Raw genomic sequence first — 20,052 nt, forward strand, 5'->3', positions numbered from 1 at the left:
AATCTTTCGACTTAACTTTTCAACGAGTGCCCACACAGATTGCATGGTCAAATTGTTAAAGAACAATACTGATTTGGTTGCTAGCCAATGGCTTGCTCCGTGTCAGTGAGGTCGCATTATAGGGAGAGATTTTTTTCTGACAAGCCCTTTTTAAAAGAAAAATGCTCGCTTGAACAATCCTTAAACAATTCATCTTGTAATGATCAAGAATCCACCTAAAGATACTCTTTTCATTAGATAAAAAACGCCCCACTTCAATGCGGGGCGTTTAGTCATAGTGATTAAATGAAGGAATTAAATTTGCTCAGCAACAATTACATCATCTTTCACAGACAGTGTTATCACTTTACCCGGAACAAATTTACCTGATAACAAGTCTTGCGCTAATGGGTTTTCAATATATTGCTGTATCGCACGTTTCAATGGACGCGCGCCATAAACAGGATCAAATCCAGCTTCGGCAATCATATCTAACGCACTGTCTTCAACATCTAGACGGAAGTCTTTTTCAGCGAGGCGTTTTTTCAATCGTTCAAGCTGAATACTTGCAATATTCTTGATGTTTTCTTTACCAAGCGGATGGAACACAACGGTTTCATCAACACGGTTAATAAACTCAGGGCGGAAGTGTTGTCCAACAACTTCCATTACAAGTGCTTTGATTCCCTCATAGTCAAGGTTGCCGAAATGCTCTTGAATACGATCTGAGCCCAAGTTCGATGTCATGATGATCACCGTATTACGGAAATCTACTGTACGACCTTGACCATCAGTTAAACGACCGTCATCTAATACTTGAAGTAAGATATTGAACACATCAGGGTGTGCTTTTTCTACTTCGTCCAGTAATACTACTGAATATGGACGACGACGAACCGCTTCTGTTAGGTAACCACCTTCTTCATAACCGACGTAACCTGGAGGCGCACCCACTAGACGCGCGACTGAGTGTTTCTCCATAAACTCGGACATGTCGATTCGAACCATTGCTTCTTCACTATCAAACATAAAGTTTGCCAGTGATTTACAGAGCTCTGTTTTACCTACACCTGTTGGGCCTAAGAATAAGAAAGAGCCAATTGGACGTTGCGGATCAGCAAGACCTGCACGGCTACGACGAATAGCATTCGCAACAGCAACTACCGCTTCATCTTGACCAATGACACGATGGTGTAATTCGTCTTCCATACGAAGCAATTTATCACGCTCACCTTCAAGCATTTTTGATACAGGAATACCTGTCGCTTTTGATAAAACATCGGCAATTTCAGTATCAGTCACTTTGTTTTTCAACAAGGTCATTTCTTGCATTTCTGCTTGCGCGGCAAGATCTAGCTGCTTCTCTAACTCAGGAATACGACCATATTGTAACTCTGACATACGGTTTAAATCGCCAGCACGGCGAGCAATTTCCACATCAGTACGTGCTTGTTCAAGCTCTGCTTTAATATGTTGAGTACCTGACAGTGCTGCTTTTTCAGCATTCCACACTTCTTCAAGCTCTGCATATTCGCGCTCTTTTAGATCTAGCTCTTCAAGCAAATCACTGAGACGTTTATTACTTGCGGCATCATCTTCTTTTTCTAGCGCTTGCTGTTCAATCTTAAGCTGAATAATACGACGCTCAAGACGATCTAATGATTCGGGCTTTGAATCAATCTGCATACGAATGCTTGATGCCGCTTCATCAATAAGATCAATTGCTTTATCAGGTAACTGACGATCTGAAATATAACGATGTGACAATGTTGCTGCTGCTACAATCGCAGGATCGGTAATTTCTACATGGTGATGAAGCTCGTAACGCTCTTTCAAACCACGAAGAATTGCAATGGTATCTTCAACACTAGGTTCATCCACCAGCACTTTTTGGAAACGACGTTCAAGTGCCGCATCTTTCTCAATATACTGACGGTATTCATCTAATGTTGTAGCACCGACACAATGAAGCTCACCACGTGCCAATGCAGGTTTTAGCATGTTACCGGCATCCATTGAGCCTTCGCCTTTACCCGCACCAACCATAGTATGAATTTCATCGATGAACAAAATCACACGGCCATCTTCTTGCGATAATTCGTTAAGTACCGCTTTTAAGCGCTCTTCAAATTCACCACGGAATTTTGCACCCGCAATCAATGAGCCCATATCGAGAGAAAGGACACGCTTATCACGCAAGCCTTCAGGTACTTCACCGTTAACAATGCGTTGTGCTAATCCTTCAACGATGGCTGTTTTACCAACCCCAGGCTCACCGATGATCACAGGGTTATTTTTGGTACGGCGTTGCAATACTTGAATAGTACGGCGAATTTCATCGTCACGACCGATAACAGGATCTAATTTGCCCTGCTCTGCACGTTCGGTTAAATCGATCGTGTACTTCTCTAGAGCTTGGCGATTTTCTTCAGCATTAGGATCATCGACTTTTTGTCCACCACGAACTTGATCAATCGCTTGTTCAATATTTTTCGCCGTTAAACCTAATTCTTTAAATAACTCACCCAATGGGCCTTTATCTTCAGCTGCCGCTAAAATAAACAGCTCAGAAGAAATAAATTTATCTTTCCGCTTTTGTGCCAACTTATCGCACATATTAAGCAGTACGCCCATACCATGTGAAAGCTGAACTTCACCACCAATACCTGTTACTTTAGGCATGCGGTCTAATAGCTCAGCTAAGCGTGAACGTAACTGGGTAATATCGATGTTCAAAAGGGTGAGCAACGGACGCACGGTACTACCATCTTGATTAAGCAAAGCCACCATAAGGTGTGCAGGCTCGATATACTGATGGTCTCGTCCTAGAGCCAGCGACTGAGCATCAGATATTGCCGATTGAAATTTGCTGGTGAATCGGTCAAGACGCATAAGTTCTCCCAATAAATATAAATAAACTAATGCTATATATATGGATACTTAACAGGTATTTTTCAACTCTATAAATCGCAATATAATGCTGCAAAAAAAAAGCGAGCGATCTTTATGAAGATCACTCGCTTAGCAATAATTAACGACGTTAACCAATTACGTGCTATTTGTTATCCGCTAACCAAATCAATGAGGCCTGACGACCTGTTACCGCTTGTCGTCGATAGGAATAAAACTGCTGTTCATCAGTAAAAGTACAATACTCTCCACCATAAACAGCTGTGATACCTAATCGATTCAAACGCTGCTTTGCTAGTAAATACAAATCAGCCAACCATTTCTCACCATGCGGAATAAAAGCACATTCGGCATTCGGATCGGCAGCCATAAATTGTTCTCGCACTTCACCACCGACCTCAAATGCGTTAGGCCCAATAGCTGGACCTAACCACGCCATAATATCGGCTGCGTTACAGTGAAATTTTTCCACTGCGTGCTCAATCACACCTGTAGCCAGTCCTCGCCATCCGGCATGAACCGCAGCAACTTCTGTTCCTTGCTTATCGCAAAATAAAACAGGTAAACAGTCAGCAGTCATGATGGCACAGGCTAATCCCGGAGAACGAGTAAAGCTACCATCAGCATCTGGTACTGATGAAAGTTCAGCATTAAGCTCAATCACATCAGCACTGTGGATTTGATTCAACCACGCAGGAGAATCCACAAGACCACAATGTTGTTTCAACAATTCACGGTTTTGATTAACAACAGCTTCATCATCCCCAACATGTAGCCCTAAATTCAATTCATGATATGGAGCTGCACTAACACCACCTAAACGGGTCGTACTTATCGCGTGCACATGTTTCGAGGCTGGCCAGTTAGGAATAATGACTTTCATTAATAATCGTCTTCGTTATTTTCTTGCGTGTCTTTACGCAAAATATCAATCATTGCCACCATATCAATTGGTAGCGGTGCATGCCATTCCATCTTCTCACCGGTGATCGGGTGATCTAATCGCAGCATACGTGCATGCAGTGCTTGTCGATCAAACGCACGCAGTGCCTGAATAAATTCAGGAGATGCATCACGTGGCGGACGAGGACGACCACCATAAATCACGTCACCAATTAAAGGGTGGCTCATGTATGACATATGAACACGGATCTGGTGCGTACGGCCCGTTTCAAGACGTAATACAATACGTGTATGTTCACGGAAACGTTCAGCAACACGGTAATGGGTGATCGCATCTTTACCCATTTCATGTACTGCCATACAGATACGCTTAGTTGAGTGGCGACCAATTGGCTTTTCAATCGTGCCACCACCTGTCATCTGACCGATAGCTAACGCTTCATACTCACGCGTAATCTTACGCTTTTGTAGTGCACGAACTAAACGCGTTTGTGCTTGAATCGTTTTAGCAACCACCATTAAACCGGTAGTATCTTTATCCAATCGGTGAACGATACCCGCACGTGGAACTTCAGCCAGAGATGGGCAATGATGCAGCAATGCATTCAGAACCGTACCATCTGGCGTACCCGCGCCTGGGTGAACAACAAAGTCACGAGGTTTATTGATAACAAGAATGTCATCATCTTCGTAAACGATGTCGAGAGGAATATCCTGTGCAACCCAACGCACTTCATCTTCGATCTCAGCTTGGATAAATAGCTCTTCGCCACCCATCATTTTTTCACGAGGTTTCTTGACGACATCGCCATTCACTGAAACCATACCGTTTAAAATCCAATCTTTAATGCGCGAACGCGAATAATCTGGATATAATTGAGCAATAACCTGATCCAGGCGCATGCCTAATTGGTTTTCACCAACTGTGTTTGTCAATTCTATTTGCTGTGCCATAGCGAACTTTTTAAAAAAGCGTGAGACTAATTGTCATACGCTGCGTAAAATGGACCAAGCTTTAAACTATGCTTGATGTAACCTATATAGTGTCATTGTATCTGTTAACGGCTCTAACCGTAATGGATCGAGCAAAATAAAATTTTTATCAAGGAAACTAACGCCGCAATGAAACGCCTGACAATCACGACTCTTCTTGCCGTAGCCCTTCTTTCAGGCTGTTCGAGTAAAGAAGAAGTAATACCAGATGTGCCACCATCAAACTTATATGCATCAGCACAGACCGCTTTGCAAAAGGGAAATTGGACATCGGCTATCGAACAATTGGAAGCGCTAGATTCACGTTACCCATTTGGTGCTTATTCCGATCAAGTACAGCTAGATCTTATTTATGCTTACTATAAAAGTGATGATTTAGCACTAGGTGAAGCAACGATTGAACGCTTTTTACGTTTAAACCCTGATAATCCACAAGCTGACTGGGTTGTGTATATGAGTGGTTTAACACATATGGCTCAAGATCGTAGCTTTATGCATGATATGTTTAATATCAATCGATTTGACCGTGATCCAACACCATCACGCCAAGCCTTCAAGGATTTTAAATACCTTTTAGAGCGTTACCCTGAAAGTGAATATGGTGCAGATGCTAAAGCACGTATGATCTTTTTGAAAAACCGTTTAGCGAATTATGATTTAGCTACTGCGGATTTCTATATTCGTCGTGGAGCATGGATTGCAGCAATTAACCGTTGTCAGCAAGTACAACGTTTATACCCTGATACGGAAGCTGCACGCCAATCATTAGCGCTGGAAAAAACAGCTTATGAAAAGCTAAACTTGCAAAAAGAAGTTGAACGCACCGATAAATTAATGAAATTAAACCCAGCCAACTAACCAGTAGTGCACTTTATTTCATAAAAAAATGGCAGCTTAAAAATAAGCTGCCATTTTTTATATTTAAAATAGTGTTTAAATTTTAACATTAATTAATGATTTTTATCGCTACACTGACTAGTTACAATGACTAAAAAACACTCATCGCATTAAAATTATTATATAAAACCCCTAGTTAGCACTAGCCACCAGCATTTCACCTTCCTTCATACTGCCTTAAATATTATTCTCACCTCAAGTACTTTTTATAAACTTTTTTGCTACAAATCCAAGATGATCACAGATTTTTTTGCTGATAATTATTAAAGGCTATAGTGTGACACAGGTCACATTATTAAGTTCTAGATTTAGTAATCTGAATTCAACCCAACGAAGGGTAGCAAACGAGGAAGATAATTATGACATTAGAAATCACTGGTAAAAACATCGATATCACCCCGGCTATCCGTGAGCGTTTTGAATTTAAGTTCAATAAGTTAGAAAAACTTCAGGTGCCGCTAATCAAAAAACACGTTGTGATTAGCAAAGAGCCAAGCAAGCAATTTAAAGTCGAGGCTGCAGTAAACATTGCTGGAGGACAACTCGTTGCTTCTGCAGAGCATGACGACCTGTTTGGTGCGATTACAGAGCTTTACCAAAAGCTTGACCGACAGTTGAAAAAACAAGCTCACAAACCTAATGCTCGTCGTGCGAGCCATAGTGAAAAGCCAGAAGTGGCTGAAGACGAAGTAGAGCTAGATGAAGTTGAGTTAGACGACGCATACTAGAATATCATAAGGATTTTTAAAACAGCCCCGCTTATGCGGGGCTGTTTGTTTTAAGCAATACTGTTCTGATTATCTCAACATAACAATAGGGATCTTCCCTTATTATTTCCATTCTTAGCACTAGCCACTAATCTACTTGACAATAAATAGTGTGCTGCATAATGTGGCTAAAGATAAAAAATGACCAATTCGCTTATATCATCAAAGCTTATCTATTCATCAACTCTTTCATATCAGTTCACATTAGCATGATATGAAAGGTAAACAACGATATAAGCTATCGCTATACTCGGAAATCAGATAGGGACGCCAATGACCGATACTCGCTATTCTCTCGATGACATTCGTCAAAATGTCAGTCGTATTGATAACGCTTTACTTGAACTACTGGCAGAGCGAAGAGCGCTTAGTTTAGAGGTGGCTAAAAGTAAAATTAGCACCGCAAAACCTGTACGCGATCAAACACGTGAACACGAATTACTTTTAAAACTGATAGAAAGTGGCAAGCGTCATCAATTAGATGCTCAATATGTTACGCAGATCTTCCATACCATAATTGAAGACTCCGTATTATTTCAACAGGCTTACCTACAAAAACTCGCCAACCCAGATAGTGCGAATCCAACTGCTCGTGTCGCTTTTCTTGGTGCTAAAGGCTCATACTCTTACTTAGCTAGCCGAAATTATTTTAGCCGTAAACAAACCGATCTAGTTGAGCTGAGTTGTTCTACTTTTCGCGATATTTTCAATACTGTAGAAACAGGTAATGCTGATTATGGTGTCTTACCAATTGAAAATACCAGCTCAGGCTCAATCAATGAAGTGTATGATTTATTACAACACACAAGTCTTTCTATTGTGGGCGAGATAACCCAACCTATCGAACATTGCCTACTTACAGCTGTCGATACGAAACTTGAACATATTGATACCTTGTATTCTCATCCACAGCCACACCAACAATGTAGCGAGTTCCTTCATAGTATGGGGAGCATAAAACAAGAATATTGTTCAAGTACCGCTGAAGCGATGGAGCAAGTTGCAGAGCTAAAACAACCGAATGTTGCAGCTATTGGTAATGCATCTAGCGGCGAATTGTATGGTTTAACCTCCATTAAATCAGATATTGCCAATCAGCAAGAAAACTTCACCCGCTTTATTGTCGTAGCACGTAAACCTGTTGATGTAACATCCTTGATCCCAGCAAAAACCACTTTAATTATGTCGACAGCACAAAAAGCAGGTTCATTGGTTGAATGTTTACTGGTGCTGAGAAATCTTAATATCAATATGAGTAAGCTGGAATCACGCCCTGTTATTGGCAACCCATGGGAAGAAATGTTCTATGTGGATGTTGAGGTCAATCTTAAATCAGACGTGATGCAACAAGCGCTAGAAGAACTCACCCGCCTAACTCGCTTTATTAAAGTATTAGGCTGTTATCCAAGTGAAAATGTCGCGCCAACAGAAGTTGAGCTCCTCGACTAAAAAAAGTACGAATAACAAAAAGCCCGTTATGACATTCTCTTTCGAGTAATAATGACATAACGGGCTCTTTTATTTTGAACTATCAGAAAATTAACTACGATTTACGGTGAGTTGAATCGTTCGCCTGCCTAAGCAGTCCCTGGCTCTCTGCTAAAAAATGTTCAGCGTAATCGCCAAACCATCCTGATACCTGACCAAAGGCTTGTTTAAACGCATCTTTGTCTTGAGCATCTAGCATTTCAATCGCTTCACCAAAGCGCTGATGGAAACGTTTGATCATCGCAATATTCTGTGGTGCCGACATAATAATGTCACCGTACAATTGCGCATCTTGAGCAAATAGACGCCCAACCATCGCGAGTTCTAAGCGATAGATTGGTGAGCTTAACGACATTAACTGCTCTAGCTTAGGATCTTCTTCTGCAAGATGAACACCGTAAACAAACGACGTAAAGTGACGTAATGCTTGGATCAAAGTCATCCCCTGATCGTGCTCAATCGCACTAATACGATTTAGCGTTGCGCCCCAAATTTGAAACTGCTCCAACAGCCATTGGTAGCTTTCTGGATTTCGCCCATCACAGTACACAATCACCTGCTTTGCCAGACTTGGAATATCAGGACCAAACATTGGGTGTAACCCAACTACAGGGCCTTTATGCACTTCTAACATCGCTTGTAATGGACCACTTTTAATCGATGTTAAGTCAGCAAGTAAACAGTCTTTAGGTAAATTATCGAGTTTCGCAATCACCATCTCTGTTAAATGGATAGGAACAGAAACAACGACCATACCTGCATCATGCAATATTTCATCGGCACGATCCCAATCTTGGCTACCTAATGTTTTAACTTGGTAACCCGACAGTTCAAACAGACGACAAAACAATTTACCTAACTGTCCATGGCCACCAACAATAACAATTGGTCGCAATTGTGGATTTAAACATTTAAAACCAGAATCGTTTTCACTCGAATAAGATTCACGCATCGTTCGACGAAGTACATCTTCGATAAGATCCGCAGGGACCCCTTGACGTTCCGCCTCTTCGCGACGAGATGCCAACATTGCCGCTTCACGATCTGGGGCATAGATCGGTAAGCCATGCTGACTTTTAACGACGCCGACCTGCTCAACTAACGCGAGTCGTTGAGCCAATAACTCAACCATTTGACGATCTACATCATCAATTTGATCTCTTAATTTGCTTAACTCAGCAACCATGATTTCTTTTTATCCGTAATTATTTAATTCGATCTTGTAAGAACGGCACCAATTCCTTATGTGCCTGACGCAATAATTTCTCGGTGGTGTCCCAACTAATACATGCATCAGTTATCGATACGCCGTACTTCATTTCATCTCGAGGAAGATCGGCACTCTGGTTCCCTTCATCAAGATGGCTTTCGATCATCAACCCTATAATAGACTGATTTCCTTCTCGGATCTGATGAATTACATCTTCAGCTACCAAAGGTTGGCGACGATAATCTTTACGAGAATTAGCATGGCTACAGTCTACCATTAAGGCTGGTGAAAGACCTGATCCGACCATCTCGTTTTCACACTCTCTAACTGACACTGAATCGTAATTAGTTTGCTTACCACCACGTAAAATAACATGACCGTCAGGGTTACCTTCCGTATTTAGCAGTGCAACTTGTCCATCAGGGTTAATTCCCATAAATTTATGACCTGACGCTGCCGCTTGCATCGCATTAATCGCTGTTGCCAGGCTACCATCAGTACCATTTTTAAAGCCTACTGGCATTGATAGCCCACTTGCCATTTCACGGTGGGTTTGTGATTCCGTCGTACGTGCACCAATGGCTGCCCAACTAAATAAATCACCTAAATATTGCGGACTAATCGGATCAAGTGCTTCGGTCGCTAAAGGAATGCCCTCTTCAACTAAGTCAATTAATAGCTGACGGCCAATATGCAAACCTTCTTCAACAGCAAATGAACCATTAATGTACGGGTCGTTAATTAAGCCTTTCCATCCAACTGTAGTGCGTGGTTTTTCAAAATAGACTCGCATCACAATATAGAGTTGATCGCTAAGCTCTTCTGCCAACTGCTTTAACTTCTGCCCATAAGCTTTTGCTTGCTCAACATCATGAATCGAACAAGGTCCACACACGACCAATAAACGATGATCGCGCTTATGAATAATATCGGCGATGGTTTGACGTGATTGCTCCACAAAAGACAACGCTTGTTTAGAGGCAGATAAGTCTTGTTTCAACTTTGCTGGCGTAATGAGAACAGATTCATCTTCGATATGAACGTTATTGAGTTGGTCTTTTTGCATAGTGGCATCCTTGTCATTGATTCGTTAGCGCGAAACACAATCCCTGTTTCGTTATCACTATATCCATTAGTAACATTGTGCCAACAAACATAACAAGTCTTGATGACCTATTGCAATAGTGGTGTAAATAAAAAACACCACCTGTAAATAAATATTTACAGGTGGTGTTTTGTATAAGAAAAACACTTTTATCGCTAGCTTAAACGTTATTTAAAATAATAATAGTTGCTTTAAATGAGCGTATTTACTTAAAAGCGTGGCTCCATTGTCCCATAGCGTTCAAACCCTTGCTGCCATTTAGCTTTAAAAAGTGGGACCTCACGACGATATTCACAAATTCCCCAATTCACTTTTCCTTGCTCACCTAGCTGCAATACATGTTCAATAGAGCAGTAATTATCACGACCTTTATTATAACCTTGCAGATACTCTTGATGATTAGGTGTTTCCATCGCGTCATATTTATCTGAGATTTTATCAAGTTGTGTAGTTGTTAGCGCAATTCGACCACCAGCACCGTCATAGAAACCGAGCTGTTCAAAGTTTCCTTTGCTGATTAAAGAGGACTGTGTGACACAGCCAGATAGAAGCACAACAGAAGAGAGAGTCAAAAGAGGAAGTACTTTCATAACTTTTCCTTGGTTATCAAATCGAGGAGTTTTGAGAAGCAAAAAAACGTAGTGTTATTCAGCCTCTAACTCGCTATGAATTTTATACAATATGTTCTCAATCTAACCTAGCATAATAGTGCAAACATTGTACTTAATTAGAGTCTGTTCAGTAAATATACAGCGCTTTTCATCTGTTTAAATACTCATTCACCCTAAAGCTACCCAATTGATAATTTACAGATATAAAAAAGCCCACCTTTCGGTGGGCTTTTCGATTAAACGTCAAGCGTTTAAAGCTATTACTTAGATAGCTTCTCACGGATACGTGCTGATTTACCAGAACGCTCACGTAGGTAGTACAACTTGGCACGACGTACTGCACCACGACGTTTAACAGTAATGCTGTCAACTACTGGAGAGTGAGTTTGGAACGCACGCTCAACACCTTCACCGTTCGAAATTTTACGAACAGTAAATGCAGAATGTAGACCACGGTTACGGATTGCGATTACAACGCCTTCAAAAGCCTGTAGACGCTCACGGTCACCTTCTTTTACCTTAACTTGAACAACAACAGTGTCACCTGGTGCGAAAGTCGGTAGGTCTGTTTTTAGTTGCTCTTGCTCAAGAGCTTTAATGATGTTACTCATTTGGTATATACCCTAGAATAAACTGATACTAAATTAATTAAATACTTGCTTTATGTTCACGGATAAATTCCGCTAGCAAGAATTCCTGATCGTCAGTCAGAGCTAGGTTTTCCAGGAGCTCTGGTCTTCTTAGCCATGTACGGCCTAGCGATTGTTTTAATCGCCAGCGACTAATCTCTTTATGATTGCCAGACATTAATACCGAAGGTACTTCCTGCCCGTCCAACAATTCTGGTCTTGTGTAATGAGGACAATCTAGCAAGCCATTTGCAAAAGAATCTTCTTCTGCTGACGCAAAGTCTCCCAGTACGCCCGGAACAAACCGAACAACTGCATCCACCAACGTCATAGCAGGTAGTTCACCACCCGTTAACACAAAATCGCCGATAGACCATTCTTCGTCTACCTCTTGTTGGATAATGCGCTCATCAACCCCTTCATAGCGACCACAAATAAGAATCAGATTCTCATTTTGCGCTAACTCCTCAACACCAGCCTGATCCAGCTTACGGCCCTGAGGGGAAAGGTAGATTACTTTAGCCTTACCTTTTGCAGACTGTTTGGCAGTGTGAATGGCATCGCGCAAAGGCTGTACCATCATCAACATACCCGGTCCACCACCGTATGGTCGATCATCTACCGTACGATGTTTGTCGAGCGTAAAATCACGAGGATTCCACGTATCAACAGTCAAAAGGCCTTTTTTTACCGCCTGGCCTGTTACCCCAAAATTGGTAATGGAAGAGAACATTTCAGGAAAAAGGCTGATTACACCAACCCACATGTTACTCACCTTATTACCGGAGGTTAAAACTCAGGATCCCAGTCAACTTCGATCCGCTGAGCAGTGCGATCAATCAACTTGATGACCTGCTCATCGAGGAACGGAATTAATCGTTCCTTCTGCCCGAAAGCATCTTTTAAATTCGCCTTAACAACTAACACGTCGTTTGAACCTGTTTCCAGGATGTCTGTCACCTTACCTAGGTCGTAACCTTCGGTAGTGAATACAGACATACCAAACAACTCACGCCAGTAGAATTCTTCATCTGACAATGCTGGTAATTGCTCAGCCAATACAGCGACTTCAGCGTTAGTGAAAACTTGGGCATCCTCGCGGATATCCATACCTTCTAGCTTAGCCACCAGACCTTGGCCATGGCGTTTCCATGATTCAACATGGATCTCTTTCCACTCACCTTTAACTTTAATAAGCCAAGGGGTGTAAGAGAAAATGCTTTCAGATTGTTCGGTGTAGGAAAAAACTTTGAGCCAACCCTTGATACCGTAGGTGGCACCCAGTTTACCGACAATAATGTGGTCTTGGTTTTTATTGCTCATCGTTTCTCTTCTACCTTAATAATCAAATTAAGCTGCTTTCGCTGCATCTTTGATTAGTTTTGCTGCGCGGTCAGTCACAGAAGCGCCTTGACCTACCCAGTGGTTTACGCGATCTAGGTCTAAACGTAGACGCTCTTCTTGACCCTTAGCTAGTGGGTTGAAGAAACCGATTTGCTCGATGTTACGACCGTCACGTGAACAACGTGAGTCAGCAACAACGATTTGATAGAATGGACGCTTCTTAGCGCCGTGACGTGCCAAACGAATGGTTACCATATCGTCCTCTTTGCATTACTGTAAATTAAATTGGCCCCGCTTAAAAAACGGGGCCCGTGCCAAAATAAAGCCTCGGAATTTTACTCTTTAGAACGACGAATGCAACTGCTTTAGTTACTTTTTCGCCAGTAAAATAACCAATCGACTTTAAAATCTTTTAAAATTATGGGATTAGCGCCCAGGGAACATTCCGCCACCAGGCATCATACCCTTCATTTGGCGCATCATATTCTTCATTCCACCCTTTTGCATTTTCTTCATCATCTTCTGCATTTGGGTAAATTGCTTCAATAAACGGTTCACATCTTGTACTTGTGTACCTGAACCTGCAGCAATACGCTTTTTACGTGAACCTTTGATAAGTTCAGGATGTGCGCGCTCACCTTTGGTCATTGAATTAATGATAGCTTCCATTTGAACGAACACTTTATCGTCCACTTTATCTTTCACATCAGACGGTAGTTGTGACATACCCGGAAGCTTATCAAGCATTCCCATCATACCGCCCATGTTTTTCATTTGTTGAAGCTGGCTACGGAAGTCTTCTAAATCGAAGCCTTTTTTGTCTTTGAATTTCTTCGCCAGTTTTTCCGCTTCTTGCTTATCAACGTTACGTTCTAAATCTTCGATTAAAGAAAGAACGTCACCCATACCTAAGATACGAGAAGCAACACGGTTTGGATGGAACGGCTCTAGCGCATCAGTTTTTTCACCAACACCTAAAAATTTAATTGGCTTACCGGTAATATGACGTACTGATAACGCAGCACCGCCACGGGCATCACCATCCACCTTGGTTAAGATCACACCTGTTAGTGGTAATGCATCATTAAAGGCTTTAGCTGTGTTTGCCGCATCTTGACCTGTCATGGCATCAACCACGAACAGTGTCTCAACAGGGTTTAATGTTTTATGGACGTCTTTAATCTCATCCATCATCTCTTCATCAACGTGAAGACGACCCGCTGTATCGACAATCACCACATCGTAAAATTTAAGCTTTCCGTGCTCAAGCGCCGCTTTTGCGATCTCGACAGGTTTCTGCTCTACGTTTGATGGGAAGAAATCAATACCAACATCACCCGCTAGCGTCTCAAGCTGCTTGATTGCCGCAGGACGGTATACGTCGGCAGAAACAACCAATACTTTTTTACTATCACGCTCTTTTAATAGCTTACCTAATTTACCGACGCTAGTTGTTTTACCTGCACCTTGTAAACCTGCCATTAAAATAACTGCTGGCGGTTGGCAACTTAAATCCAAGCCTTCGTTTTCTTCACCCATCACCGCTTCAAGTTCAGCTTGAACGATTTTGATGAATTCTTGACCTGGCGTTAAACTTTTTGATACTTCAGTACCAACAGCGCGCTCTTTTACACGCTTAACGAATTCACGAACAACGGGCAGCGCAACATCAGCCTCGAGTAATGCCATGCGCACTTCACGCAAAGTATCCTTGATGTTGTCATCCGTAAGGCGACCACGGCCGCTGACATTTTTAAGCGTTCGCGATAAACGCTCGGTTAAATTTTCGAACATGTGGTGCTACTCGCTCGTTACGCAACTCAATTAAAATTGCAAAATCACTAAAATTGGTACAAGTATACCGTAAAAAAACCTTCGTTTTCATGTAATCCTCTGTCACTTTTAGGTATTACGTTGGCGGTGAAGGTTTGAGCAAGGTATAATTGCATCTCTAAAACCTTATAAAATAGCCATTAGTTACTACGGAGCTATCTCATTTATTATGGATATGTTACTTGCTATTCCAGCAGTTGGCTTTTATCTCATTGCACTGTTGCTGGTTATTCCAGGACTTGCTAACAATAACGGCATAAAAGTTACCCCTGTTTTTGCCGCAGCCTGTATGGCAATTATTTTTCATATCCTACTGCTTAAAGATCTTATCTTTGCAGGTGCAGGACAAAACCTCAGTATTCTTAACGTTGCTTCGTTAATCAGCGTAATTATTGCCTGCTTGACTACAGTAGCAATGTTAAAAATGCGGATTTGGTTTTTATTGCCCGTCATATACAGTTTTGCTGCTATTAATTTAGCGGCTTCAGCTTTATTGCCCGGTGCTTTTATTACCCATTTAGAAGCACATCCGCAAGTATTACTGCATATTTCTCTTGCTTTGTTCTCATATTCAACCCTTACAATTGCGAGCCTATATGCTATTCAATTAGCATGGCTTGATCATAAGCTTAAACATAAAAAGAGCTTAGCAATGAACCCTAATATTCCTCCATTAATGATGGTTGAACGCCAACTTTTCAAGATCATTATTGTTGGATATGCGTTATTAACCGTAACCTTGCTCACAGGCTATCTATTTATTAACGATATCATAGCTCAAGGTAAAACCCATAAAGCGATACTATCATTATTAGCTTGGGGTGTTTACAGTGTCTTACTATGGGGACATTACCAAAAAGGTTGGCGTGGACGCAGGGTAATTTGGTTCAGTCTCGTTGGTGCATTTCTACTCACCCTAGCTTACTTTGGGAGCCGATTCGTGAAAGAAATCATCATTGGCATGTAATTACTATTACCCATCATATCTTAATATAGAATATTTCTATAATTACAATACTTATAATTTTGCCCTCTATACGAGGGTTTTAGCTTGCATAAAACATTAAGGGTTACGACTTTTGGACGAGATCTCCACAGGTGTACTATTCTCTCTACTTATTTTAATGATCGTTCTATCAGCTTATTTCTCCAGCTCAGAAACAGGCATGATGGCACTAAATCGCTACAAACTACGCCACATGGCCAACCAAGGCCATAAAGGAGCTAAACGTGTCGAGAAACTACTGTCTCGTACAGATCGCTTAATTGGCCTAATTCTGATCGGTAATAATTTAGTTAATATTTTAGCATCAGCGATTGCGACTATTCTTGGTATGCGCCTTTATGGCGATGCTGGTGTGGCGATTGCAACAGGTGCACTGACTATTTTAATCCTTGTCTTTGCAGAAGTAACTCCTAAGACGGTAGCTGCGCTCTATCCTGAACGTGTCTCTTATGCCAGCAGCATCATCTTAAACATTTTAATGAAAGTGCTTTACCCATTAGTGTGGTTTGTTAATGGGATCACCAGTGCGTTTCTTTTCATTTTAGGATTAAAGAGCAGTAATAACAGTTCATCTAAATTGAGCTCAGAAGAATTGCGTACCGTTGTTAACGAAGCCGGCGGCTTAATCCCTCGTCGTCACCAAGATATGCTGTTATCGATTCTTGATTTAGAAAATGTCACAGTGGAAGACTTAATGGTACCGCGCAGTGAGATCGCAGCCATTAACGTTAATGATGATTGGAAATCAATAGTCCGCCAACTAAGCCATTCAGCGCATGGTCGTATCGTACTTTACCGTGACAATATTGATGAAGTGGTTGGTATGTTACGTGTACGTGAAGCCTACCGCCTGATGATGGACAAAAACGATTTCAGTAAAGAAAACCTATTACGTGCAGCTGATGAAGTCTATTTCATTCCAGAAGGTACCCCACTGAACACCCAGCTTTTGAAATTCCAACGAAATAAAGAGCGTATTGGTTTGATCGTCGATGAGTACGGTGATATCCAAGGCTTAATCACGGTAGAAGATATTCTTGAAGAAATCGTAGGAGAATTTACAACGTCTATCACACCAACATTAGCAGAAGAGATCACTGCGCAAAGTGACGGTAGCTTGATGATTGAAGGCAGTGCCAACATTCGCGATTTGAATAAGAGCCTAAATTGGAAACTGCCAACTGATGGCCCTAGAACCTTAAATGGTTTGATCTTAGAACACTTAGAATACATTCCAGAAAATCAGGTCAGTATAATTATTGCTGATCATAAAATGGAAATAGTGGAAGTATCCGACAATATGATCAAGTTGATCAAGGTATTACCCGACAATCCGTAATAATACATAAAAAAGCCGACATGATGTCGGCTTTTTATTCTCAGTTGTTTACCCATAGACTTATTTTACTGTTAGCTCTTGTAGCATCGTTTCTGGGAGTGCCAACTCATTATTTAAGTTAACAGAGATCCCTTGCGCTAAGATCGTTTGAGCAATTTGCTTCGCTTCATCTAATGAGTGCATGTCATAGGTTCCACACTGGTATTCATTCAGCTCTGGAATTTGATTTTGTGATTCCACTTTCAACACATCTTCCATTGCCGCTTGCCAGCTTGCAGCAACTACTTCTTCAGTCGGTGTGCCGATTAAGCTCATGTAGAAACCAGTGCGACATCCCATCGGCGAGATATCGATGATTTCGACATTATTTGAATTAAGGTGCGCACGCATAAAACCAGCATAAAGATGCTCAAGAGTATGAATTCCACGCTCACTTAAAATATCAACGTTTGGACGACAAAAACGTAAATCAAACACCGTAATGGTATCGCCTTTTGGTGTTTGCATGGTCTTTGCAACACGTACTGCTGGCGCATTCATTTTAGTATGATCAACAGTAAAACTATCGAGTAATGGCATTATTTGCTTCTCCTTGCACGTCAATCCTGACTTATTCAATTATTGGTACTTTTTCTGTATTCGCAACTTGTTACAGTCTAAAACCACCAGCTTCTATTACTTTCTAATTCTTTACGGCACTGCTTTAACTGCCAACCATAGTTCTTTGATTGCTGCTCTACTTTACGCGCAACCTTGGTTAGCCATGGCTTTTTCCAATATGTTCCACGCTTAAACCCACCTCGACCTTCGTGATAAGCCAAGTACTGACGATAAGCATCCCATTTAGAAATCCCTAACTGACGTTGTGTTTCATGGGTATACCAACCAACAAATTGTAATGAATCGCCGAAATCAGTACGTGAGCCGCCATGACCTGTGTGCTTTTGAAAATCCTCCCATGCAGGATCTTGCGCTTGTGCGTAACCATAAGCACTGCTTACACGTCCCCATGGAATAAAGCCGAGTACATAATTTTTCGGTGGCTCAGCATCATGACGGAAGCTGCTTTCTTGTTTAATGATCGCCATCGCCACATTGATGGGCGTCCCCCACTCTTTTTGCATATCAACGGCATCATCATACCAACTCGGATATTGACGAAAAATATTACAAATATTCGATTGGTCTCGTGGTGGTGCAGAAGCACACCCTGAAACAATGAGGGTTATTCCGAACAACAAAAATAAACGAAGAGATCGCTGCATATATCACTCACATTCCATTAAAGACGTTTACCAAGTAATACATTATATAGGGATAGAGATTAACAGTAGCTAAAGAAGAGGTTTCATCATCCATGTAAAATGTATCTATCAATAAAAACTAAAAATAATAAGCTGGAACCATCCGGCTCCCAGCTTTTATTTGTTTGAAAGAAGACACTCTTTTGTTGTTACTCTTTACATGCCAACATGAATATCGGCAAAGTAATTATCGAGATAATCATCAAATGATACGGTGTCATCATGTTCGATCTGTTGCTGTTTTTCTACCGAATGATGTACTTCTTGTTCAAATGTATTGGCATCATAAAAACGGAATTTTTGTGCTTTTAAGCTTTCTGCATGTTGCGCTGCTAACTTATAGCCAAGATTACCAATACCTTGTTCCGCTTTAATTTGCTCAAGCAATTGCGCTGATAGTGTACGTTCAGGATGATGGATCCAACCTAATAAACGCTCGCATGTTTGTTGGTAAAGAGTATTACCGTTTAGCTCATCAATAGTTTTCGCGACTTGCTCCAATTCAGCAAAGACACGCGCCCCCCAATCTTGCAAGCTTAAACGCTCACCAGCACAGCCGATCTTAAGCATCAATTCTGGGTTACGACCGTCAACCACAACACGGTTCCAGTTATCACGCCAACAAGCAAGCTCACTATCATCCATATCAGCAGATGGTGTTAATACCGCCCACGTTAGGAATAAATCAAGGAAACGTACCTGATCTTCACTGATACCAATCGGGCTAAATGGGTTTACATCTAACGAACGAACTTCGATATACTCAACACCACCACGCTTTAGTGCTTCTGACGGCTTTTCACCACTTTTCGTTACTCGTTTAGCGCGAATTGGCGCATAAAGCTCATTTTCAATTTGTAGTACATTGCTGTTTAGCTGACGACGTTCACCATTAACAACCACACCAATGTCAGCAAACTCTTTTGACGGAGTATGAATCGCTTTATTTAAGCCTTCTAGGTACTGTTCAAGGCTATTAAAACCAATTTTCAGTGAGCTTTGCGCATTATTGGTGTAGCCTAAATCACTTAAACGTAATGCTGTTGCATTCTCTAAGTAATAGGTACCTGTACCCACTTTGCTAAATGATTCCTTCACTTTGTCGTCTTTAATAAAAGAGCCACAAAGTGCAGGAGACGCCCCAAATAAATAAGGAATTAACCAACCGAAACGATAGTAATTACGGATCAAACCAAAGTATGCATCCGACACCGATGCTTGACGTTGCTCTAGTGTTTGCCCACCCAATAAACCATCCCAAAAACTATCTGAAAATGAGAAGTTAAAGTGAACACCGGAGATGATCTGCATTACGCTACCATAGCGATGCTTTAAACCTTCGCGGTAAAGCGTTTTCATTCGTCCGGTATTCGATGAACCGTATTGCGCTAAGGTAATGTCATCTTGTGAGCCAACAAAGCATGGCATCGACATTGGCCATAAACGCTCACCATCCATTTTACTTAAGGCAAATTTATGGATATCTTCAAGTTGCCATAACAACTGATCAACGTCGGTTGATACTGGTGTAATAAATTCCAACAATGATTCGGCAAAATCAGTTGTGATCCACTTATTGGTTAGCGCAGAGCCTAATGCCACGGGATGAGGTTGTTGGGATAAATGCCTGTCAGCAGTAATTCGAAGTGACTCTCGTTCAAGTCCACGCCCAAACTGGGTTAATGCATCAGCATGAGTAGAAAGCTGCTGTAACCTCTGTGAAAAATCCATCAA

Annotated in this window: 19 protein-coding genes; 5 read left to right on the top strand and 14 right to left on the bottom strand. The window is 41.4% G+C overall.

What is annotated here, in order from left to right:
• Positions 1-294: 294 nt before the first annotated feature.
• The 3 genes from clpB to rluD all read right to left on the bottom strand — a co-directional run bounded on the left by clpB (position 295) and on the right by rluD (position 4,746).
• Positions 295-2,871, bottom strand: a complete 2,577-nt coding sequence (clpB, locus tag C9J42_RS20515; protein ID WP_107208714.1) for an ATP-dependent chaperone ClpB — start codon at positions 2,869-2,871, stop codon at positions 295-297.
• A gap of 163 nt (positions 2,872-3,034) precedes the next feature.
• Positions 3,035-3,772: a peptidoglycan editing factor PgeF gene (gene pgeF / locus C9J42_RS20520; RefSeq protein ID WP_107247908.1), complete on the bottom strand. Its 738-nt coding sequence runs from the start codon at positions 3,770-3,772 to the stop codon at positions 3,035-3,037.
• The gene (gene rluD, locus C9J42_RS20525) at positions 3,772-4,746 is read right to left on the bottom strand and encodes a 23S rRNA pseudouridine(1911/1915/1917) synthase RluD (protein WP_005371544.1); all 975 of its coding nucleotides are present in this window, start codon (positions 4,744-4,746) and stop codon (positions 3,772-3,774) included. The genes pgeF and rluD overlap by 1 nt, the downstream gene beginning before the upstream one ends.
• A 168-nt stretch (positions 4,747-4,914) precedes the next feature.
• Here rluD and bamD point away from each other — a divergent pair, with 168 nt between their 5' ends.
• The 3 genes from bamD (at position 4,915) to pheA (ending at position 7,898) form a co-directional block, all read left to right on the top strand.
• On the top strand, positions 4,915-5,643 hold the full coding sequence (bamD, locus tag C9J42_RS20530; protein ID WP_107208712.1) for an outer membrane protein assembly factor BamD: 729 nt from the start codon (positions 4,915-4,917) through the stop codon (positions 5,641-5,643).
• Positions 5,644-6,041: 398 nt separating this feature from the next.
• A complete protein-coding gene (gene hpf, locus C9J42_RS20535; protein ID WP_005371540.1) occupies positions 6,042-6,410 on the top strand; it encodes a ribosome hibernation-promoting factor, HPF/YfiA family in 369 nt (122 codons plus the stop codon).
• A gap of 312 nt (positions 6,411-6,722) precedes the next feature.
• Positions 6,723-7,898: a prephenate dehydratase gene (gene pheA, locus C9J42_RS20540; RefSeq protein ID WP_107208711.1), complete on the top strand. Its 1,176-nt coding sequence runs from the start codon at positions 6,723-6,725 to the stop codon at positions 7,896-7,898.
• A gap of 94 nt (positions 7,899-7,992) precedes the next feature.
• Here the strand turns inward: pheA and tyrA are convergent, their stop codons facing one another.
• From tyrA to ffh, 8 genes are all read right to left on the bottom strand, one after another.
• Positions 7,993-9,123, bottom strand: a complete 1,131-nt coding sequence (tyrA, locus tag C9J42_RS20545) for a bifunctional chorismate mutase/prephenate dehydrogenase (RefSeq protein ID WP_107208710.1) — start codon at positions 9,121-9,123, stop codon at positions 7,993-7,995.
• A gap of 19 nt (positions 9,124-9,142) precedes the next feature.
• Positions 9,143-10,213 carry a 3-deoxy-7-phosphoheptulonate synthase gene (locus C9J42_RS20550; RefSeq protein ID WP_107208709.1) on the bottom strand — a complete coding sequence of 357 codons (1,071 nt, stop codon included), beginning with the start codon at positions 10,211-10,213 and terminating at the stop codon, positions 9,143-9,145.
• A 248-nt stretch (positions 10,214-10,461) separates the two neighbouring features.
• On the bottom strand, positions 10,462-10,842 hold the full coding sequence (locus C9J42_RS20555; RefSeq protein WP_107208708.1) for a DUF2799 domain-containing protein: 381 nt from the start codon (positions 10,840-10,842) through the stop codon (positions 10,462-10,464).
• A 281-nt stretch (positions 10,843-11,123) separates the two neighbouring features.
• Positions 11,124-11,474: a 50S ribosomal protein L19 gene (gene rplS / locus C9J42_RS20560; RefSeq protein WP_005371532.1), complete on the bottom strand. Its 351-nt coding sequence runs from the start codon at positions 11,472-11,474 to the stop codon at positions 11,124-11,126.
• Between the two features lie 37 nt (positions 11,475-11,511).
• Entirely contained in the window at positions 11,512-12,258 is a 747-nt protein-coding gene (gene trmD, locus C9J42_RS20565; RefSeq protein ID WP_107208707.1) for a tRNA (guanosine(37)-N1)-methyltransferase TrmD, read from the bottom strand.
• 23 nt (positions 12,259-12,281) lie between these two features.
• Complete coding sequence (rimM, locus tag C9J42_RS20570; RefSeq protein ID WP_005371530.1) at positions 12,282-12,815, bottom strand: ribosome maturation factor RimM; 534 nt, start codon at positions 12,813-12,815, stop codon at positions 12,282-12,284.
• Between the two features lie 27 nt (positions 12,816-12,842).
• Positions 12,843-13,091: a 30S ribosomal protein S16 gene (gene rpsP, locus C9J42_RS20575; RefSeq protein ID WP_005371529.1), complete on the bottom strand. Its 249-nt coding sequence runs from the start codon at positions 13,089-13,091 to the stop codon at positions 12,843-12,845.
• Between the two features lie 171 nt (positions 13,092-13,262).
• Positions 13,263-14,630 carry a signal recognition particle protein gene (gene ffh, locus C9J42_RS20580; RefSeq protein WP_005371527.1) on the bottom strand — a complete coding sequence of 456 codons (1,368 nt, stop codon included), beginning with the start codon at positions 14,628-14,630 and terminating at the stop codon, positions 13,263-13,265.
• 208 nt (positions 14,631-14,838) lie between these two features.
• On the opposite strand from ffh, the gene C9J42_RS20585 reads away from it, so the two are divergent.
• Positions 14,839-15,636, top strand: coding sequence for an inner membrane protein YpjD (locus tag C9J42_RS20585; RefSeq protein ID WP_107208706.1), 798 nt, complete (start codon positions 14,839-14,841; stop codon positions 15,634-15,636).
• A 112-nt stretch (positions 15,637-15,748) separates the two neighbouring features.
• A complete protein-coding gene (locus C9J42_RS20590; RefSeq protein WP_107208705.1) occupies positions 15,749-17,014 on the top strand; it encodes an HlyC/CorC family transporter in 1,266 nt (421 codons plus the stop codon).
• Positions 17,015-17,074: 60 nt separating this feature from the next.
• Here C9J42_RS20590 and luxS read toward each other — a convergent pair whose 3' ends face one another.
• The 3 genes from luxS to gshA all read right to left on the bottom strand — a co-directional run bounded on the left by luxS (position 17,075) and on the right by gshA (position 20,049).
• A complete protein-coding gene (gene luxS / locus C9J42_RS20595) occupies positions 17,075-17,593 on the bottom strand; it encodes an S-ribosylhomocysteine lyase (RefSeq protein WP_107262002.1) in 519 nt (172 codons plus the stop codon).
• Between the two features lie 77 nt (positions 17,594-17,670).
• The gene (locus C9J42_RS20600; RefSeq protein WP_045084408.1) at positions 17,671-18,279 is read right to left on the bottom strand and encodes a hypothetical protein; all 609 of its coding nucleotides are present in this window, start codon (positions 18,277-18,279) and stop codon (positions 17,671-17,673) included.
• A gap of 195 nt (positions 18,280-18,474) precedes the next feature.
• Positions 18,475-20,049, bottom strand: coding sequence for a glutamate--cysteine ligase (gene gshA / locus C9J42_RS20605; RefSeq protein WP_107288117.1), 1,575 nt, complete (start codon positions 20,047-20,049; stop codon positions 18,475-18,477).
• Positions 20,050-20,052 lie beyond the last annotated feature (3 nt).

The sequence above is a fragment of the Photobacterium sp. GB-56 genome, from assembly GCF_003026105.1.
GTDB lineage: Bacteria > Pseudomonadota > Gammaproteobacteria > Enterobacterales > Vibrionaceae > Photobacterium.